The 15,356-nt window shown below is 65.3% G+C and carries 12 protein-coding genes; 7 read left to right on the forward strand and 5 right to left on the reverse strand.

The genetic code is table 11. The annotated features are described in order from the left end of the window. Positions 1-105: 105 nt before the first annotated feature. A complete protein-coding gene (locus tag AC1Q5S_RS01725; protein ID WP_060987328.1) occupies positions 106-318 on the forward strand; it encodes a hypothetical protein in 213 nt (70 codons plus the stop codon). 94 nt (positions 319-412) lie between these two features. Here AC1Q5S_RS01725 and AC1Q5S_RS01730 read toward each other — a convergent pair whose 3' ends face one another. Then, positions 413-925, reverse strand: coding sequence for a hypothetical protein (locus AC1Q5S_RS01730; RefSeq protein ID WP_060987329.1), 513 nt, complete (start codon positions 923-925; stop codon positions 413-415). Between the two features lie 126 nt (positions 926-1,051). On the opposite strand from AC1Q5S_RS01730, the gene AC1Q5S_RS01735 reads away from it, so the two are divergent. Further along, a complete protein-coding gene (locus AC1Q5S_RS01735; RefSeq protein ID WP_060987330.1) occupies positions 1,052-1,282 on the forward strand; it encodes a hypothetical protein in 231 nt (76 codons plus the stop codon). Here the strand turns inward: AC1Q5S_RS01735 and AC1Q5S_RS01740 are convergent. Both AC1Q5S_RS01740 and AC1Q5S_RS01745 read right to left on the reverse strand, forming a co-directional pair. Continuing rightward, positions 1,253-1,477: a hypothetical protein gene (locus AC1Q5S_RS01740; RefSeq protein ID WP_060987331.1), complete on the reverse strand. Its 225-nt coding sequence runs from the start codon at positions 1,475-1,477 to the stop codon at positions 1,253-1,255. The genes AC1Q5S_RS01735 and AC1Q5S_RS01740 overlap by 30 nt on opposite strands. A gap of 1,600 nt (positions 1,478-3,077) precedes the next feature. Beyond that, on the reverse strand, positions 3,078-7,970 hold the full coding sequence (locus AC1Q5S_RS01745) for a helicase-like domain-containing protein (protein ID WP_492238232.1): 4,893 nt from the start codon (positions 7,968-7,970) through the stop codon (positions 3,078-3,080). A 601-nt stretch (positions 7,971-8,571) separates the two neighbouring features. Here AC1Q5S_RS01745 and AC1Q5S_RS01750 point away from each other — a divergent pair. Both AC1Q5S_RS01750 and AC1Q5S_RS01755 read left to right on the forward strand, forming a co-directional pair. Next, on the forward strand, positions 8,572-9,483 hold the full coding sequence (locus tag AC1Q5S_RS01750) for an AbiJ-NTD4 domain-containing protein (RefSeq protein ID WP_060986651.1): 912 nt from the start codon (positions 8,572-8,574) through the stop codon (positions 9,481-9,483). 49 nt (positions 9,484-9,532) lie between these two features. Continuing rightward, positions 9,533-10,909 carry an AbiJ-related protein gene (locus AC1Q5S_RS01755; RefSeq protein ID WP_296335981.1) on the forward strand — a complete coding sequence of 459 codons (1,377 nt, stop codon included), beginning with the start codon at positions 9,533-9,535 and terminating at the stop codon, positions 10,907-10,909. A gap of 71 nt (positions 10,910-10,980) precedes the next feature. Here AC1Q5S_RS01755 and AC1Q5S_RS01760 read toward each other — a convergent pair whose 3' ends face one another. Together AC1Q5S_RS01760 and AC1Q5S_RS01765 are read right to left on the reverse strand one after the other, a co-directional pair. After that, the gene (locus tag AC1Q5S_RS01760; RefSeq protein WP_060986648.1) at positions 10,981-11,655 is read right to left on the reverse strand and encodes a hypothetical protein; all 675 of its coding nucleotides are present in this window, start codon (positions 11,653-11,655) and stop codon (positions 10,981-10,983) included. A 308-nt stretch (positions 11,656-11,963) separates the two neighbouring features. Continuing rightward, entirely contained in the window at positions 11,964-12,296 is a 333-nt protein-coding gene (locus AC1Q5S_RS01765) for a hypothetical protein (protein ID WP_060986647.1), read from the reverse strand. Positions 12,297-12,918: 622 nt separating this feature from the next. On the opposite strand from AC1Q5S_RS01765, the gene AC1Q5S_RS01770 reads away from it, so the two are divergent. From AC1Q5S_RS01770 to AC1Q5S_RS01780, 3 genes are all read left to right on the forward strand, one after another. After that, a complete protein-coding gene (locus AC1Q5S_RS01770) occupies positions 12,919-13,422 on the forward strand; it encodes a hypothetical protein (protein WP_431512813.1) in 504 nt (167 codons plus the stop codon). After that, positions 13,415-14,359 carry a nucleotidyl transferase AbiEii/AbiGii toxin family protein gene (locus tag AC1Q5S_RS01775; protein WP_060986645.1) on the forward strand — a complete coding sequence of 315 codons (945 nt, stop codon included), beginning with the start codon at positions 13,415-13,417 and terminating at the stop codon, positions 14,357-14,359. The genes AC1Q5S_RS01770 and AC1Q5S_RS01775 overlap by 8 nt, the downstream gene beginning before the upstream one ends. A 111-nt stretch (positions 14,360-14,470) precedes the next feature. Then, complete coding sequence (locus AC1Q5S_RS01780; protein ID WP_013722621.1) at positions 14,471-15,334, forward strand: DUF5131 family protein; 864 nt, start codon at positions 14,471-14,473, stop codon at positions 15,332-15,334. The last annotated feature ends 22 nt before the right edge of the window (positions 15,335-15,356 follow it).

Raw genomic sequence — 15,356 nt, forward strand, 5'->3', positions numbered from 1 at the left:
AAAGTCACTCCGGTGTCACTCAAGATATTTTTTGATCAGGCTCCGCCAATTCGCCCTCAAGTTTGTTTTTTGGCGTCAGTATGGTGAGCATCAAGGGGGTTCACCATGATCCGCCTGGGCGCGCAGATCCGTTTGACGAGCAAGGAAATCGAGTATTTCCAATGGCTGACCGACATCGAGCCGGCCGGCATCCGCACGCTCGCGGATCTCGATGCGTATGTGGCGAAGTGCAAGGCGCACTACTGGGGCGTGTCGCACGACACGCAGTTCCTGCATTGGATGATCGACCAGGAGGTTGCGCGTTGCCTCGCGGCCTGATGGCGTGAGCGCGGTGGGGATGGGGGTGTTGTGCCTTTGGCGGCAGAAACACCGAGTTCCCCCGGCCATGGGCCAGGAGAACTTGGTGCCAGGCTCAGCCGTTGGCCTGAGCCGCTCGTGGAGCCGCATCCATCGCCTCGACAGCCACCGGTGGGGCGGGTGTCTCTGCAACGATAGATCGCGCCTTGAACGCCGCGCGTGCGGCGCGGACCTTGGGGCTTTTGCTCAAACGCTGAACCTGCGCAGCGGCCGGCTCAACGCTGCTCTCGGGCAGGCATGCTGCGGCGAAGTCACTTCCCCGGCCGATGGCACGGCGCGCGTTGGCTGGGAATCGGACGAACAGTCCACTGAGCAGCCAGCGCACGAACTGCCCGAAGCGCTGATTGCGCGCCTCGCGGGCCTGGTGCAGGCGCAGCGATTCGCGGCAGCACAGGTACAGCGCCAGGTGCTCGCGCTTCATTTCGATGTCGGCTTCGAGCTGGGCCGCCACTTCGGCGGCGATCGCCGGATCTTTGCCGGCGCGCCGGTAGAAGGACACCCAGGCGCGCTCTTCCTCGAGGCCGATGGCATTGCGCTTGGGCCGGGCCCGGGAAGCGTTGAGAGTCATGGTCGTTACTCCTTGCTTGAGGGAAGCACGCGCCAGGCCCCATTCGGGAGGCGTCAGTCTCCCAGGGGTTGCGGCGGTGTGCTGCCTTGCTAAGCTGGCATCCCACACGCCTTGAAAAGCCCACACATGCTTCGTGCAGGCCACTCACTCCGGTTCACGCCCACCGAAACCGATGAACTCCGAAAGCTCGGCATCGGTGTCGGCGGGGCGCGAACGCAAGACGATCTCGACCAGGCGCTGGCCCAATGGGCCGGCACGCTGGCCGAGGAACGTCCGGAACTGCTGGAGAAGATCGCTGCGGCGATGGCGCAGGCGAAGGGAGCCCCGTTACCCGCGCGTTTGACACGGGTGCGCTGAACTGCCTCGCTGCACGTTGACCTGGGCAATGGTGATCCAGCGGTCGGCGATCCGGTCCAGATAGACCAGATCGTCGGCCTCGATCTCACCCGCCGTGCGCAGGCGGGCGATGACTTCCTTGACCAGAAACGGATCGTCCCGGGCCAGTTCGACGACAGTGGCGGCAATGCGCCGGCGGTACAGGTCGACCGTCATGGTCAACCTCCCGCACGGCACGTAGCACACGGGAGCCCCATGCACTTGCCAAGGCAGGGCAGGGGACGCAATAGCAGCGCGAGGTTGCGCTGCGGAGCGGGCAGGGGGCTGGCGAGGCCAGTCCCGCCCAACAGCACCGGAACACGGTGCAATGCTCTGACTGCAGGGATAGCAGACATGGGGTTCTCCTTCGGTGAAAAAGGGGAACGCCCAACCCTGGCGGGGACTGGGGTCCCCGTTCGGGTGTGCCTCGCTGGCGCGAAGCGGCTCGGCACCGGCCTCGAGGGCCGGCATGGGATGAGGGCCCTACGCCTTGCGGCAAGGGCCCTTGCTCAGTAGCGCGCCACGGTGAGGCGGCGCGTCACAGAGAAAGGTCGGCGCCGACGCCGACGGACGCTCTCGGCAGCCGAAGCCGCCGCCCCGGCAGAAGCCAGGGAACTCGGGGCAGGTAACGACTGCGACGCCAGCGGAGCCGGACTTCGGCGCGGCCGAGGCCGCGAGGAAGGCTTTATGGACGCGATGTCCATGGGAAGCCTCTTCAGTATGGCGAGTACGCGGCTATATGCTCATCAGGCAGGGAGACACCCACCGCAATCGACGGTTTGGTACGGTGGTTGCGGGTGGCTATCCTCCCGCGTATCCAGCGCCTGGCTGTTGACTCGCTGCGAAACCGACCGCCACATCGTCGGGGCCGAACTCTGCGAGCAGCGTGTGCCGTCCACGCCACGTAATTTTCTAACTGAACTGGAGGCCCGACTTTGCCTTGGACTAACGACCTTCGCCTATGGACTCAAGACCTCTACATGGCCTGTCTGGCCACAAGCGGAATTCCTCACGCTTCGACGGGCGTCGCGGCGATACGGCCGACGATTCGGGGGCACACGCAGCTTGGCGTCAATCCGTTGGCACCCCCTTCCGTGCAGCACCACCCGAGTCGAAACGTGGCTCGGGCGAACTTGCACAACGCCGACTACAGGAGGGCGCGAGGCCGGTTCGCGTCGCGGCTCGCCCGCGCACTGTTAGTTGATCTTTACACAGTACTAGACATCGAAATTCAAGCCCGCTCGATTGCCGTTGGCAACAACCCAAACAGTGGCCTTGAGGCCAACGTCGCGAATCTGAAGTTGAACTGGACGCCTTACCCCTGGGCGTACGCGAGGTGTGTTGAGCTTGCTGCAGTCCGAAACTGCATCGTGCACAACAACCAGACGTGGCAGTCCGCTCAGATTAACCGGCTCTCGTCGATACCAAACTTCCCATATTGCATGCCACAGATCGGCCAGCCTATCGAGGTCGAACTGGCACACCTATTCGTCTACAAGAGCTCAGTACGACAGCTCCTAAACCTGTAGCCTTATGTAGCCGGTTCAAGTACTTTTAGGGCAGTGGCGCCTTCCCCCACGCGGTGACCTGTAGAAGTGAGCCGCAGAGCGTGTCCAGCGCGAAGACCTGGGCCATGAAGTCCATGCGCATGTCGCGATGGGCTTGCAAGGGGCATTCCGCGCATCTCCAGGGAGTGAAACGCCATGCAATTCGGCGCCGTCCGATTTCATCGCGCAAGAAAAAATGCCCCGCCACCTTTCGGTAGCAGGGCGTGAACTCAGGCAGCCTGGCGCATCGCTTCGCCGTCCAGGCTGGCATTGCCGGCCTCGTCCTTGTCGAGGTCGAGCTGTTTGAGCAGCTCGCGCTGGCGCACCAGCAGGGTGGTCAGCCGCACCTCATGCTCGAACGGCCGGGCCAGCTCCAGCTGGAGGTCTTCCAGCCGCTTGCGCCGCAGGGCGAGCTGTTCGCCCGTCCTGGACTGCTGCTCGCCGACCGAGGCCAGCGCCGCCAGCAGCGCGGACACCAGTCCGGGCCCGGTCTGGTAGGGCTCGGCGTCGTAGCGGCAGCGCCCCGCGAGGAAGAACGCCGGGACAGCCTCGGTGCCGATGGCCTGCAGGCCCAGCTCGAAGCCGCCGAAGCGGCCCAGGATCTGGCCCGACAGCAGGGCTCTGCCGTGGATCGCGGCGCGCGAGGTTTTGACGAGCTCGCGCAGGGCGTCGCCCATGGCATCCGGCCCGGCAATCCGCCGGCCTCCCAGCTCCACGGCGATCTGCGCCATGGTCTGAGGCTCCGCCTGGGCCACATCATCCACCTGCAGCATCAGCTTCTGCTCCAGCGACTCGATCAGCATGGGCAGCCGTCCCACCTCGCTCTCATTGGCCCAGCGCTGGTTGCGCCAGACCGAGAACAGGGCGGAGAGCTTGGCCACCTCCGCGTCCACGCCGGCCTTCTCGATCACCATCGGGTTGCCCGAGGCGAGCGCCTTGACCTCCGCGTAGCTCAGCGTGGCCAGCTCCACATCCTCGATCGCCCGCAGGCCCTTGTCGCCGCGCATGACCTGCGCGATGAAGCGGGCCTTGGTCTCCAGCGTCTGCCACATGTAGGCGTCGAAGCTCTGCTCGGTCACGTAGCGGAAGATCTCGACCTCCTCGCATTCGTTACCCTGGCGCAGGATCCGCCCCTCGCGCTGCTCGACGTCACAGGGGCGCCACGGCGCATCGAGGTGGTGCAGCGCCACCAGGCGCGTCTGCACGTTGGTGCCCACGCCCATCTTGCCGGTCGATCCCAGCAGCACGCGCACGCGGCCCTCGCGGACCGCCTTGAACAGCGTGGCCTTCTGCGCGTCGGTCTCCGCATGGTAGATGAATGCGATCTCCCGCTCGGGAATCCCGGCATCCACCAGGCGCTGGCGCAGGTCCTCGTAGACGCTGAAGGCCTTGCCGCCCTTGGGGCTGGACAGATCGCAGAACACCAGCTGCGCGCCGCGGAAGTCCGCCGTACGCTGCCAGATCGCCAACACCTCGCGGGCGCAGGCTCCAACCTTGCCCTCCGGATTGAACCGCGCCGCAGGCGCCACCAGCCGGAAATCCAGCGCCGCCGCCCGGCCGTCGTTCGTGACCGCGAGCATGTTGTCCTCGGTAGGGTCGACGTGGCCGTTGCGGATCGCCTCGGCCCGCGCCACCAGCGTCTGCACATAGGCCTTGAGCGCCGTGCTGGCAGGGCAGGCCACCGTGCGCGTCTTGCCGCCGCGGAGCCTCGGCACCGGCAGGTTCAGCATCTCGGCGGTGCGGATGTCCGCGACCTCCCCGAAGACAGCCATCAGCTCCGGCACATTGATGAAGCGCGCAAAGCGCGTGTGCATGCGGTAGCCGCTGCCGTCCGGCGCGATCTCCAGCGCCGTCACCGACTCCCCAAAGGTCGCAGCCCAGGCGTCGAACTGCTGCAGGCCCAGCTCCTCCAGCCGCCGGGGCTGCAGGTAGCGCTGCATGGTGTGGATCTCGGCCATGGTGTTGGCCACCGGCGTTGCCGTCGCGAAAACCACGCCGCGCTGCGCGTTGCCATGCAGCTTCATCGTGTAGCGGGTCTTCAAGTACAGATCGAACGCACGCTCCGAATTCGAGAGCGGCAGACCCGCGACCCGCGTCATCTTCGTGAACCTATAGAGGTTCTTGAAGAGGTGCGCTTCGTCGACGAACAGGCCGTCGATCCCCAACTGCTCCCAGGTCAGCAGATCGTCCTTCTTCCGGTCGGCGGCCAGCCGCTCCAGCCGTGCCTTCCAGCTTTTCTTCTGCGCCTCGAGCTGCTTGATGATTCGGTTGCTCCGGTCACCGCTTTTCTCGGCGCGCACCGCCATCTCTATTTCATGGATGACCTCCGCGATGTAGTCCTCGGTGAATTGCGGCGACATCCGGATGCGCTCGAAGCTCGAGTGCGTGATGACCACCGCGTCCCAGTCGCCTGTGGCGATGCGCGACACCAGCTCGCGCCGGCGGTCGCCTTCCAGATCCTCCTTCCCGGCCATGAGCACCGAGGCCTGCGGGTACAGGCGCACGAACTCGGCCGTGTACTGGGCCAGCATGTGGTTGGGCACCACGTGGCAGGGCTTGGACAGGAAGCCCAGGCGGCGCATCTCCATGCTGGCGATCACACACACCGCGGTCTTGCCCGCGCCGACCACATGGAACAGGCCCACGTTGCCGGTCTGCACGGCGCGCCAGACGGAATCCCGCTGGTGCGGATGCAGCTCGAAGCACTGCGAGAACCCCGGCAGCTTCAGGTGCGAGCCATCGAAGTGCCGCGGCCGCGTGGCGTTGAACAGGTCGTTGTAGACCCGGCACAGCTGTTCGCGGCGCTCGCTGTCCTCGAAGGCCCATGCCGCGAAGCGGTCCTTGAGCGCCCCGAACTTCTCCCGCGCCGCCAGCGTTTCCGCCGGATTGACGTGGTAGCGGTCCGTGGCCGGATCACGGTCGCGCACCGTCGGCACCTGCACATTCAGCGCGGCCTGCACCAGCTCGATGGCGTTCATCCGCGCCGTGCCCCATTCCTGGGTCACCTTGACGTTGTGCCGCGCGCTCCATTCGGGGTAGGTCACCGACCAGGCCCCGGCCTCGGCCGAGTACGACACCTTGCAGTCCTTGAGCTCCAGCATTTCATGGATGAAGGCCTCGACGTCGCCCGCCGGTATCCAGACCGCGCCCAGGCGCGGCTCGATGGAAGCGGGCGGCAGGTCCTCGGGCTGCACGCGCTCCAGCGCTTCCACGTTGCGGCGTAGGGCAGGGCCCGAGAGGGCCGCCTGCTTGAGCCTGGCCTTGACGTTGCCCGACAGGTAGTCGTCCGCAGTCTTCCAGGCGCCGTCGGACGGATCCAGGAAGATCTGTCCCGCGTCGGAAAGGGCAGCAAGCACTTCGTCCTCGGGCGCCGACAGCAGCCGGGCCATGTAGCCGGGATCGACCTGGCCACGCCACTGCACCGATGCCGCCAGCGCCTCGGTGGGCTCGGCGACCGCAGTCGGGGCAGACACCCTGCGCAGCGTGCGCTGGGTGAACAGCGCCGCCTTGCGAGCGGTGTCCGACTCTTCGTCGTAGTGCTCCAGCGACAGCAGCAGCGGGTAGTCCGGGTCGCGCCGGAAGGCCAGCGCGTTGGCCCGGGTGCTCAGGCAACCGTGGCGCGACACATAGCGGTCGTAGGTGCCATTGAGCATCGCCCGCAGCTGCGCCAGCCCTTCGTCGCCGTCCTGCGCCAGCTGCGCATCGAGCAGCGCCCGGGCATGGTCCCGGATCGCGCACATGCCCGCGATGCGGGCGCGCTGGGTGGCATTCAGGCTGTCATGCAGGTCGACCAGCTCGGCGCCTTCGACCCGGTGCACGCGCCCATGGTGGACGCGAAAGCTCCCGGGCCGCGCGCCGGGTTCGGCCGGCACGGCGGCGCGCACGGACGCGAGCACCACCGGCTTGGCCGGGGTATACACGCCGCTGGGCAGCAGCGCGATGCGCTCGGCCAGCGCCGGCTCGAGGTCGCCCTCGAACACCACGGTAGGCACTTCCTCGTAGCCGTTGCTCTCCTGCGTGACCTGGCCGATGCAGAACGCGGGGTTCCTGGCGTACCAGGCGTTGATCTGCAGGTATTTGTGCGGGCAGCGCGGGTGGCGCAGCCCATCCGGAACCAGCACGCGTTCCATCCAGGCACCGCTCACGGCCTCGCCGGGGTGGCGCTTGCGCAGGAACAGCATGTCCGTCTGCACGTCGGTCGAGGCGAGGCCGTCGAAGGCGCCCCGGGGCAGCCGGATCGCGCCCAGCAGCTCGGCCTGCGACGCCACGTACTCGCGCACGGCGTCGTCGCGGGCCTCCATCGTGCCGGTGCTGGTGATGAAGCACACCAGCCCGCCGGGGCGGACCAGGTCCAGCGCGCGGCCGAAGAAGTAGTTGTGGATCCGGAACCGCGCATAGGGCTTGGGGCCCGCATCGGCGGCGGGAAAGTTGCCGAAGGGCACGTTGCCGATCACCAGGTCGAACCAGTTCTCGGGCAGCGCCACCTTCTCGAACGGCGCGATGCGCACGTCGGCGCCGTGCGGCGCGTACAGCGCCTGTAGCAGCCGGCCGGAGAGCCGGTCGATCTCGATGGCGGTGACCGCGCTGCGCTCGGCGAGCGCGCGGGGCATCACGCCCAGGAAGTGGCCGACGCCGGCCGCGGGCTCGAGCACGCGCCCGCCGGTGAAGCCGAAACGCTCCACGGCCTGCCACATGGCCTCGATCACATGGACCTCGGTGTAGTGGCTGTTGTTGACCGAGGCCCGGGCCGACGCGTAGTCGTCGGTGGGCAGCAGGGCCTGGAGCTCCTCGGCGCGGCCGCGCCAGGACGGATCAGTGCCTTCGAGGTTGAAGGCAGCGGGCAGGCCGCCCCAACCTGTGAAGCGCAGCAGCTGGCCGCGCTCGGTGGCGTCCGGGGTGCGAGGCGCCAATTCGATGCCCTGCAGTGCGCGTGCGGCGGCGAGGTTGGCTTCGAACTTGGTGACGGCGCCGTTCAGACCGCTCAGGTGCTCACGGCGCAATGGCGGCCAGAGAGGTCGCGGCTCATCGCGCTTCGCACCGATGACGACGCGCCAGCTTGCACGCGTGGGCGAGCTGGGGCGCTCGCTGTGCACTTCGGCGTCGGTTTCGGTCCCAGCAAGCACGCCGGCCGCGCTGGTGTCAGCGGTGGCTTGGGACGCGTCGGGCGCAAGGTGTTCGGCAAACAGATCCGCCTCGGGGGGCAGATCGGGAAGCGCAGGTTCGTCGGGGTCGAAGCCCGGCAGCCATAGGGAAGGCGCGGTGGTGCGTGCCATCGGTGGTTCTCCGAAGGAAGGCGGGGAACGCACCGACCCCATGGGGGAGGCGAGCTCCCCGGATGGGATGAACAAATGCACGGAGCCATGCGCCCGCAGTGCGGGCGCATGGCGCAAAGTGCGTGATGAAGGGACAGCTCAGGGCTGCCGTGGCGTGGAGGCGGGTATCGACCGCGACGCCCGAGCGGACTCGGGAACGCCCGTGGGGCGTGCGTTGGCCGGAGCCAGGATGCGAGGAGCAGTGTGTGGCGCGGCGGGCTCCGGCCGCGAGTTCCTGGAGCGGCGCCTGCGCAAGCGGCAGCCCACCGGGAAGAAACCCCGTGGCGCTGTACGTCCCATCCCGGGAGTCAACCGTGAAATGCGGGGCGATACCATGTCAATGGCGTCGAGATTCGACATCGATATCCGCTGGAAAAGGCGGGTCGCAGACGCTGATGACCAAGGATGTTCTATGAGTGACTACTTCAGCGACCGCGAACTGGGTCCCAAAGCCAGGGTCGAGCAGGAGATGGGCCCTGTGACCTGGGCTGGTATCGCGGCGCTCGCGGCTTCATTGGCCAATAGCGGGGCCTTTGGGGCGAGCTATCCAGAGCGTTGCCCCGATGGGCAGGCCATCTGCGGCAATGAGATATCCGATCTGAAAAGCGCCATCGAAGCTGAACTCCACGGCTTGACATGGCCACTGCCGACCGACCAAATCGATGAGAAAAGCTTCATCCGCACCCGCGAACCGTGGGCGCCGCCGACCTTGGTGGCGCTGGACTTCGTGGAGTTCGTTTGGCGCAAGGTGGCGCTGCCTGTCGTTGGCTGGCATCACGACTATCACCGACACCACCACCTCACGTTCGACATCGAGGCTGGGCGTTCGGCATTCCGTTCGGACGTGAACCGGATCCTGGCTCGCAATGGCATGGCCTATGAACTGGGAGAGGACGGTGGGATGCGGCGTTTGTTGCCGGCCGTGCTCGGGGAGGCTCTGGTGCGGACCTACTTCCGGACCGGGGATCGGACACTGGACGTGATGCTGGAGGAGAGCCGGACGAAGTTCTCAGACCCGGATCCCCTGATTCGGCGTGAAGCGCTTGAGCGGCTGTTCGATGCCTGGGAGCGCATCAAGTCCCTGGCCGATGCCAACAAGGCCAAGTCGGTTCAGCTGATCCTGGACAGGTGCGCTTCCGAGCCCGCGTTCCGCGAGGTTCTTGAGAAGGAAGCGCGGGAACTCACGCAGATCGGCAACGGCCATCTGTTGCGCCACCATGAGCGCAACCAGACACCGGTGATCGATGTCGACCATGTGGACTACCTGTACCTCCGGTTGTTCGCATTGGTCGAGTTGGTCATTCGCCGGAACTCGCCGCGCTAGGAAGCCGATCGACGATGGCACAACTACACCGACCACCACCCTCGAGACATTGCGCGACGCGATCGCCGAAGCCTTGTGGGGCGCCGTGAGCGCGCCCGCGCTGCCCGCCGCCTGCATTGCCCTGGGCCTGCGCGACGGCGATTCGGCCGAGGCGATGAACAGCAAGCGCAAATACGTGCGCAGCCGCATCACAATATTCAAAGGGCCAGAGCTGTTCGCGCTGGCGCAGCGCGTGGTGGAGGAGTTCGGAGCTGCGGACCTGGCGGACTACGTGAGTGAGCTGACGACGCATGCCGATCACCGCATCACGGATTTCACCCGTCGCGCCGTACTTGCGGAGTTGGTCTCAGCGGGAGAATTGTTCGGCAACCTGCCAGTCTGGGACGGCGTCGCGGTGCTGTGTCCGGACCTCGAAAAGCCCGCTCAGTACTCGACCAAGTTCGCGGCCACGCTGCGAGACGACATCCAGCGGCACTATGTTGAAGACAACGATCTGAACAATGCCGAACTGCTGGAGCTGTGTGGCGCACTGACATGCTCGCAGCAGCGTTTTGTCGACATGCTGGAAAAGGTTGTCGATCCTGTCTGCCGCCGCGGGCCGGAGCAGGAACGCCTCGTTCAAGCGTTGAACCAGCTGCTGGTGGCCGACGGCTTCGTGCTTGTCGTCATCGGCGAGGTCTCGCGGCATCCGCAGTACGGTGTGCGCCGCGCGGCCAGTGGGGTGGCCGGCGCGCCGAAGAACCTGATCTTTGCCGCGATCAACTGCAAGCCGGACCTGTATTTTTCTGACGCGATCAACAACGACGTTGCCATCGCCAACGATTCCGACGCCTTGATCTACGACCGTGTGCTGTCCGATGGCGGCCTTCGCTGGGACGCTCTGGTCGACTGGTGGCGCGACCGGGAACGGCACGAGGAGGTGGCGGACGCCAGGAAGAGCCTTTTCGTGAGGCTGCGCGCCGCGGTTCACGCCGCCCAGTCGCCGGGCGAAGTGGCTATCTTTGAGGCCTACTACGCTCACTTCGCGCGAAGCATGGGCGACAAGCTGCCGGCGCTGATTCCTCAGGTCTACCTGCACTACGACCCCAGGACGGCGTCGGAGCGTGGCGCCGGCTGCGTTCTCGCGAGGCAGCGCATGGACTTTCTGCTCCTTCTGGTGCATGGCGTCCGTGTCGTGGTCGAGGTGGATGGCAAGCACCATTTCGCCAATGGAGAGGTGGCGTCGCCGGCGCGGTATGCAGAGATGGCTGCGGAAGACCGCCGCCTGCGCCTGCAGGGCTACGAGGTCTATCGTTTCGGAGCCGCCGAGTTTGCGGATGTTGAGCGCGTTGATGGGCGTTACGCGGTGGGGCCACGTTCGAGACAGCTCATCGTGGACTTCTTCGAAAAGCTGTTCGCCCGGCACCTGGATCGCGCGAGCGCATAGTCGCCGCTGACGCGCACAGCGAAGCCCAAGATGGGACTCTCGGGTCCGCCGTGCGGCCTGCGGTTCAGGCTTCACTGGAAAACACGGGGCTCGACGGTCTCGCCGCACATGAAGGCAAGGTAGCCGCCCGCCTTGCCGATATCCGCAAAGCAGGCCACGACGGTTCCGTCAAGCAACAGCTGCCAGGGCCGGTCGGTTTTGTCACGATCCTTGCGGATCGTAAGGTCGGGCGTGCGATAGGCCGGGTGCCGGTAGAGGTCGCGGCCCGATCCCCAGTCGATCAGGCGCAGTAGGCAATTCGTCAAGATGGCCGTGCCACCACCATCGGCGCCGGCCGCGATCAGCAACGGCACTTTCGTCATGCCGCCAGAACGGCCGATCCGGCCGACCACATCGTGCTCGTCCAGCCAGCAGCGGCCGGTAGCGGTGTCGCCCTGCACCAGCCGCACCTTGCAGCCATCGCGGCGACAGATCTCCAGCGCCCGGGCCGCCTTGGGATCGGTGCCCGGGTCGAAGTAGGTCTGCAGTGTCAGCTGTGAACGGCCCCAGGCGGCGATGGCGGCCTGGTACTTGGCGTAGCCGTCCAGCGAGCCGTGGTCGCTGGACGCGAAGGCCAGGTCAGGCCGTTGCAGCCGGGCGGCGATTTGGTCGGCATGGCTGCGCGCGTTGTCGAAGCCCAGGCAGGTGTAGCCATCGCCGCAGGGGATGACGTACAGCCGTTGCTCGGCATTCAGGGTCACGTTCATGGCGGGTTCCTTGAGGGTTGGGGCAGAACCCGCCCCCCAGCGGAGCGAGCCCCGCCGGGTTGGATTGGAAAAGCAGATGCCGTGGCATCCACCCGATGCTTCGGGCGACCAGCCGTTGCGGCTGGGCCCGCACCGTGGTGACGAACAGGCGCCGCAGCGCCGTCACTGCGCCAATGGTCAGGGATGCGCAGGCGCCGACCTCGGCCATGCCGGGTCGCACACCAGGATGCTGACGAAAACCAGGCAACCGCTGGTGAGGATGGACAGGTGGCGGCCTGTCGACGGACTCGGTACGCGGGGTTGGGTATTCAGCCCGCGTGCAGAACGACCGAAGGCCGGTCGAAGTGGTGTTCGACCAGTCGGTTGCCGACGTTGAAGCATTGATCCAGGAAGATGCCTTCGATCAGGCTGGCGGGAGGCTCGATGCCCAGGCTCGCCAGTTTGTCGGCCACGGTGTTGATGTCCGTCCAATCCAGGCCAGGGTCGCCCAGACTGTCGTAGACGAACGCTTCCTCCTGATGGGGATCCGCATCGTTGTCGTGGATCACGTGCAAATACAGCTCACGCAGAGGCCGGTCGTAGCCGGCCACCACGGTGAGCTTGCGGCCCTGATGGATCAGGTGCAGGAGGTGGCGGCTCATGCTGGCCGTTCCAGTGACGCAGTCGCTGCAGCAGGGGCGGGGCGCCTCGGACGGCGGGTGCGGCTGAAGTCCATGCCGCACTGGCGGCAGCGGAACCAGGTACGCAAGCCCAGCGCGCCGAGTAGCGCACCTTCACCTGGGCAGAGGGGACATGCGGGGGCATGGCGATGAGACATATGGGTGATCTCCAGAAAAAGCGGGAACACCCTCCCCACGGGAGCAGTGTTCCCAGGGGGATATGAAGCGAAAGGGCGGTTGTCCTTTCTCAGGCAGGTGACGACTGCGACGCCCGGCTGGGCCGGGAGGGCTTACGCAATGCAAGCAGGGGAATTTCCAGTATGGCTGCAATGCCACAAGATCTGTGGCGCTGGCGATCCGAAGTCAACCGGTAAGCGTCTGGATCGATGGCCGAATCACGGTGGCATAGGTGTCCGAGCTGCGCCTGGGCTGCCCCCGATGTCTGTGGAGCGTGGAAAAGCGGTAAAATGCATGAAATTTCAATGAGAAACTAGCCATGCCTGCCGTTGCTCAATCTCCTGTTGTCTCCTTGCGAGGCGGGGCTGCACACCTTGCTGGCGAGTTGCAAGCCGGGCGCGTTTACCGGAGGGAGGATCTTGCAGGCTTGTCCACGGCAGTGGATCGGCATCTGCGTGAACTGGTGGCTACCGGAAAGCTGAAGAAGCTGGCCCAAGGTCTGTACCACGCTCCGAAGCAGTCCAGCTTTGGTCCACTGCCGCCGGCCGATGAGCAAGTGGTGGGCGGGTTCCTGCGCGACAAAGATTTCCTGGTGTTCTCTCCCTCGGCTTACAACGCCGTGGGTCTGGGTACGACCCAGCTCTACAACCGCACGCTGGTCTACAACCACAAGCGCCACGGCGTCTTCAAGCTCGGCAATCGGCAGTTCGACTTCAGGATGAAGCCGCGCTTTCCCAGGAAGCTGACGCCGGAGTTCCTGTACGTGGATCTGCTGAACAACCTGGACGAACTGGCTGAGGACCGTGATGCGGTCTTGCGGCAGGCGCGCAGCAAACTGCCTTCATTTGATCCCGCCCGTCTGCAACGCGCGGCTGACAGCTTTGGCAGCGTGGCCACGCGCAAGCGTCTGCGGGAGTGGGTGGATGGCTGAGTTCCTACACGAACGACGAGACTTCGATCAGTTGCTGTCGGTGGTTGCAGACGAGCGCGGCGTCGATCCCGTGCTGGTCGAGAAGGACTACTGGATCATGCATTGCCTGTGGGGCCTTCAGGCGCAGGGCTTTCAGTTCGAGTTGAAGGGCGGTACGTCCTTGTCGAAGGGGTTCGGTGTCATCCACCGCTTCTCCGAAGACATCGACATCCGCATTGAACCTCCCGCTGGCATGGACGTGAAGACGGGGCGCAACCAGGACAAGCCGGCGCATGTCGAATCACGGCGGGCGTACTACGACGCGCTGGCAGCAAGGATTCGAATTCCGGGCATCGACAGTGTTGAGCGCGACATGCAGTTCGACGACGACAAGATGCGCAGCGCAGGCATCCGCTTGATCTACGCACCGCGTGTCCCGGCGCTTGCTGGCGTCAAGGACGGCATCCTGCTGGAACTCGGATTCGATGACACCGCCCCGAACCGGCCCGTCACGATCTCGTCGTGGGCGCTGGATGTAGCCATGGAGCGCGGGGTCGCGGCGGGGGACAACCGCGCGGTGGCCGTGCCGTGCTATGCGCCCACGCACACCTTCGTCGAGAAACTGCAGACGATCTCCACCAAGTACCGCCGACTCGATGAAGCCCAGGCGTTCCCAGGCAACTTCCTGAGGCATTACTACGACGTGTACTGCCTACTGGAGTTGGATGAGGTCCAGGCCTTCATGAGGACGCCGGCCTACCAGGAGCGCAAGGCGCAGCGGTTCCGAACCGGCGATGACCAAGCCATTGCCCGCAATCCTGCTTTTTTGCTGGCCGACGCCGATCAGCGTCAGCGATTCGCGCAGGAATATCGCAAGACAGCCGCGCTGTACTACCAGGGGCAGCCTGACTTCGAGGTGCTGCTGGACAGAATCCATCAACACATCGACGTCATGTGAGAGGGCGAGGGCTTGATGCGGCGATTTCCGAATTCGGTGCCTTCCCATGTCTGCATGTCGCTGCTGTACAAAAAACCAGTGCATTGTTACGATGCATTAAGAGAGTGAACAATGGGAAAAGACACCCGTATCGAGTGGACGCACCACACCTTCAATCCATGGTGGGGTTGCGTGCGCGTGTCCGATGCGTGTGACCATTGCTATGCCGAAACCTGGGCGAAGCGCCTGGGGGAAGACGTTTGGGGCGCAAAGTCTGAGCGACGCTTTTTCGGCGATGCCCATTGGAAGGAGCCCCTGAAGTGGGACCGGGAGGCCAGGGAGAGCAAGACCAGACGGCGCGTGTTTTGTGCGTCCATGGCGGATGTATTCGAGAACCGCAAGGATCTGGTTCCGCATCGGCTTCGCCTTCTGGACCTTATCGCGGCAACGCCCCATCTTGATTGGCTGCTCCTGACTAAGCGAATCCACCTGGTGCGCAAGCAACTGCCAAAGGGCTATGAACTGCCTTCCAACGTTTGGCTTGGTGCGACCGTCGAAAACCAGGATGCCGCAGGCAAACGGCTGAAGTACCTTCTGGAGTTCGAGACGCCGGCAGTCCGGTTCCTGTCCTGTGAGCCTCTGCTCGGGCCCCTGGATTTGCGCCAGTGGTTGAAGGCACGGGAGGGCGGCACGCGTGTGGATTGGGTTATCGCTGGCGGCGAGTCGGGGCCAGGGTCGCGTCCCATGGATCCGCAATGGCCTGAAGATCTGCGCAAACAATGCAATGCGGCCGGCGTCGCCTTCCATTTCAAGCAATGGGGCCACTGGGCGCCCATCGAGCAAGCCGCCGACGCCGTGACGGGCCGGACCCCGATTCACATCGTCAGGCGTGATGGTTCAGAGATCAAACTCGCCGCTGTCGGGAAAGGCAAGGCTGGCCGCTCTTTGGGCGGCCGGCATTGGGATCAGTTTCCGAGCACGGGAAACACGGTGTAGTGTCGATCGACTTCAGTACCGC

The sequence above is a fragment of the Acidovorax sp. GW835-FHT14B10 genome, assembly GCF_058793725.1.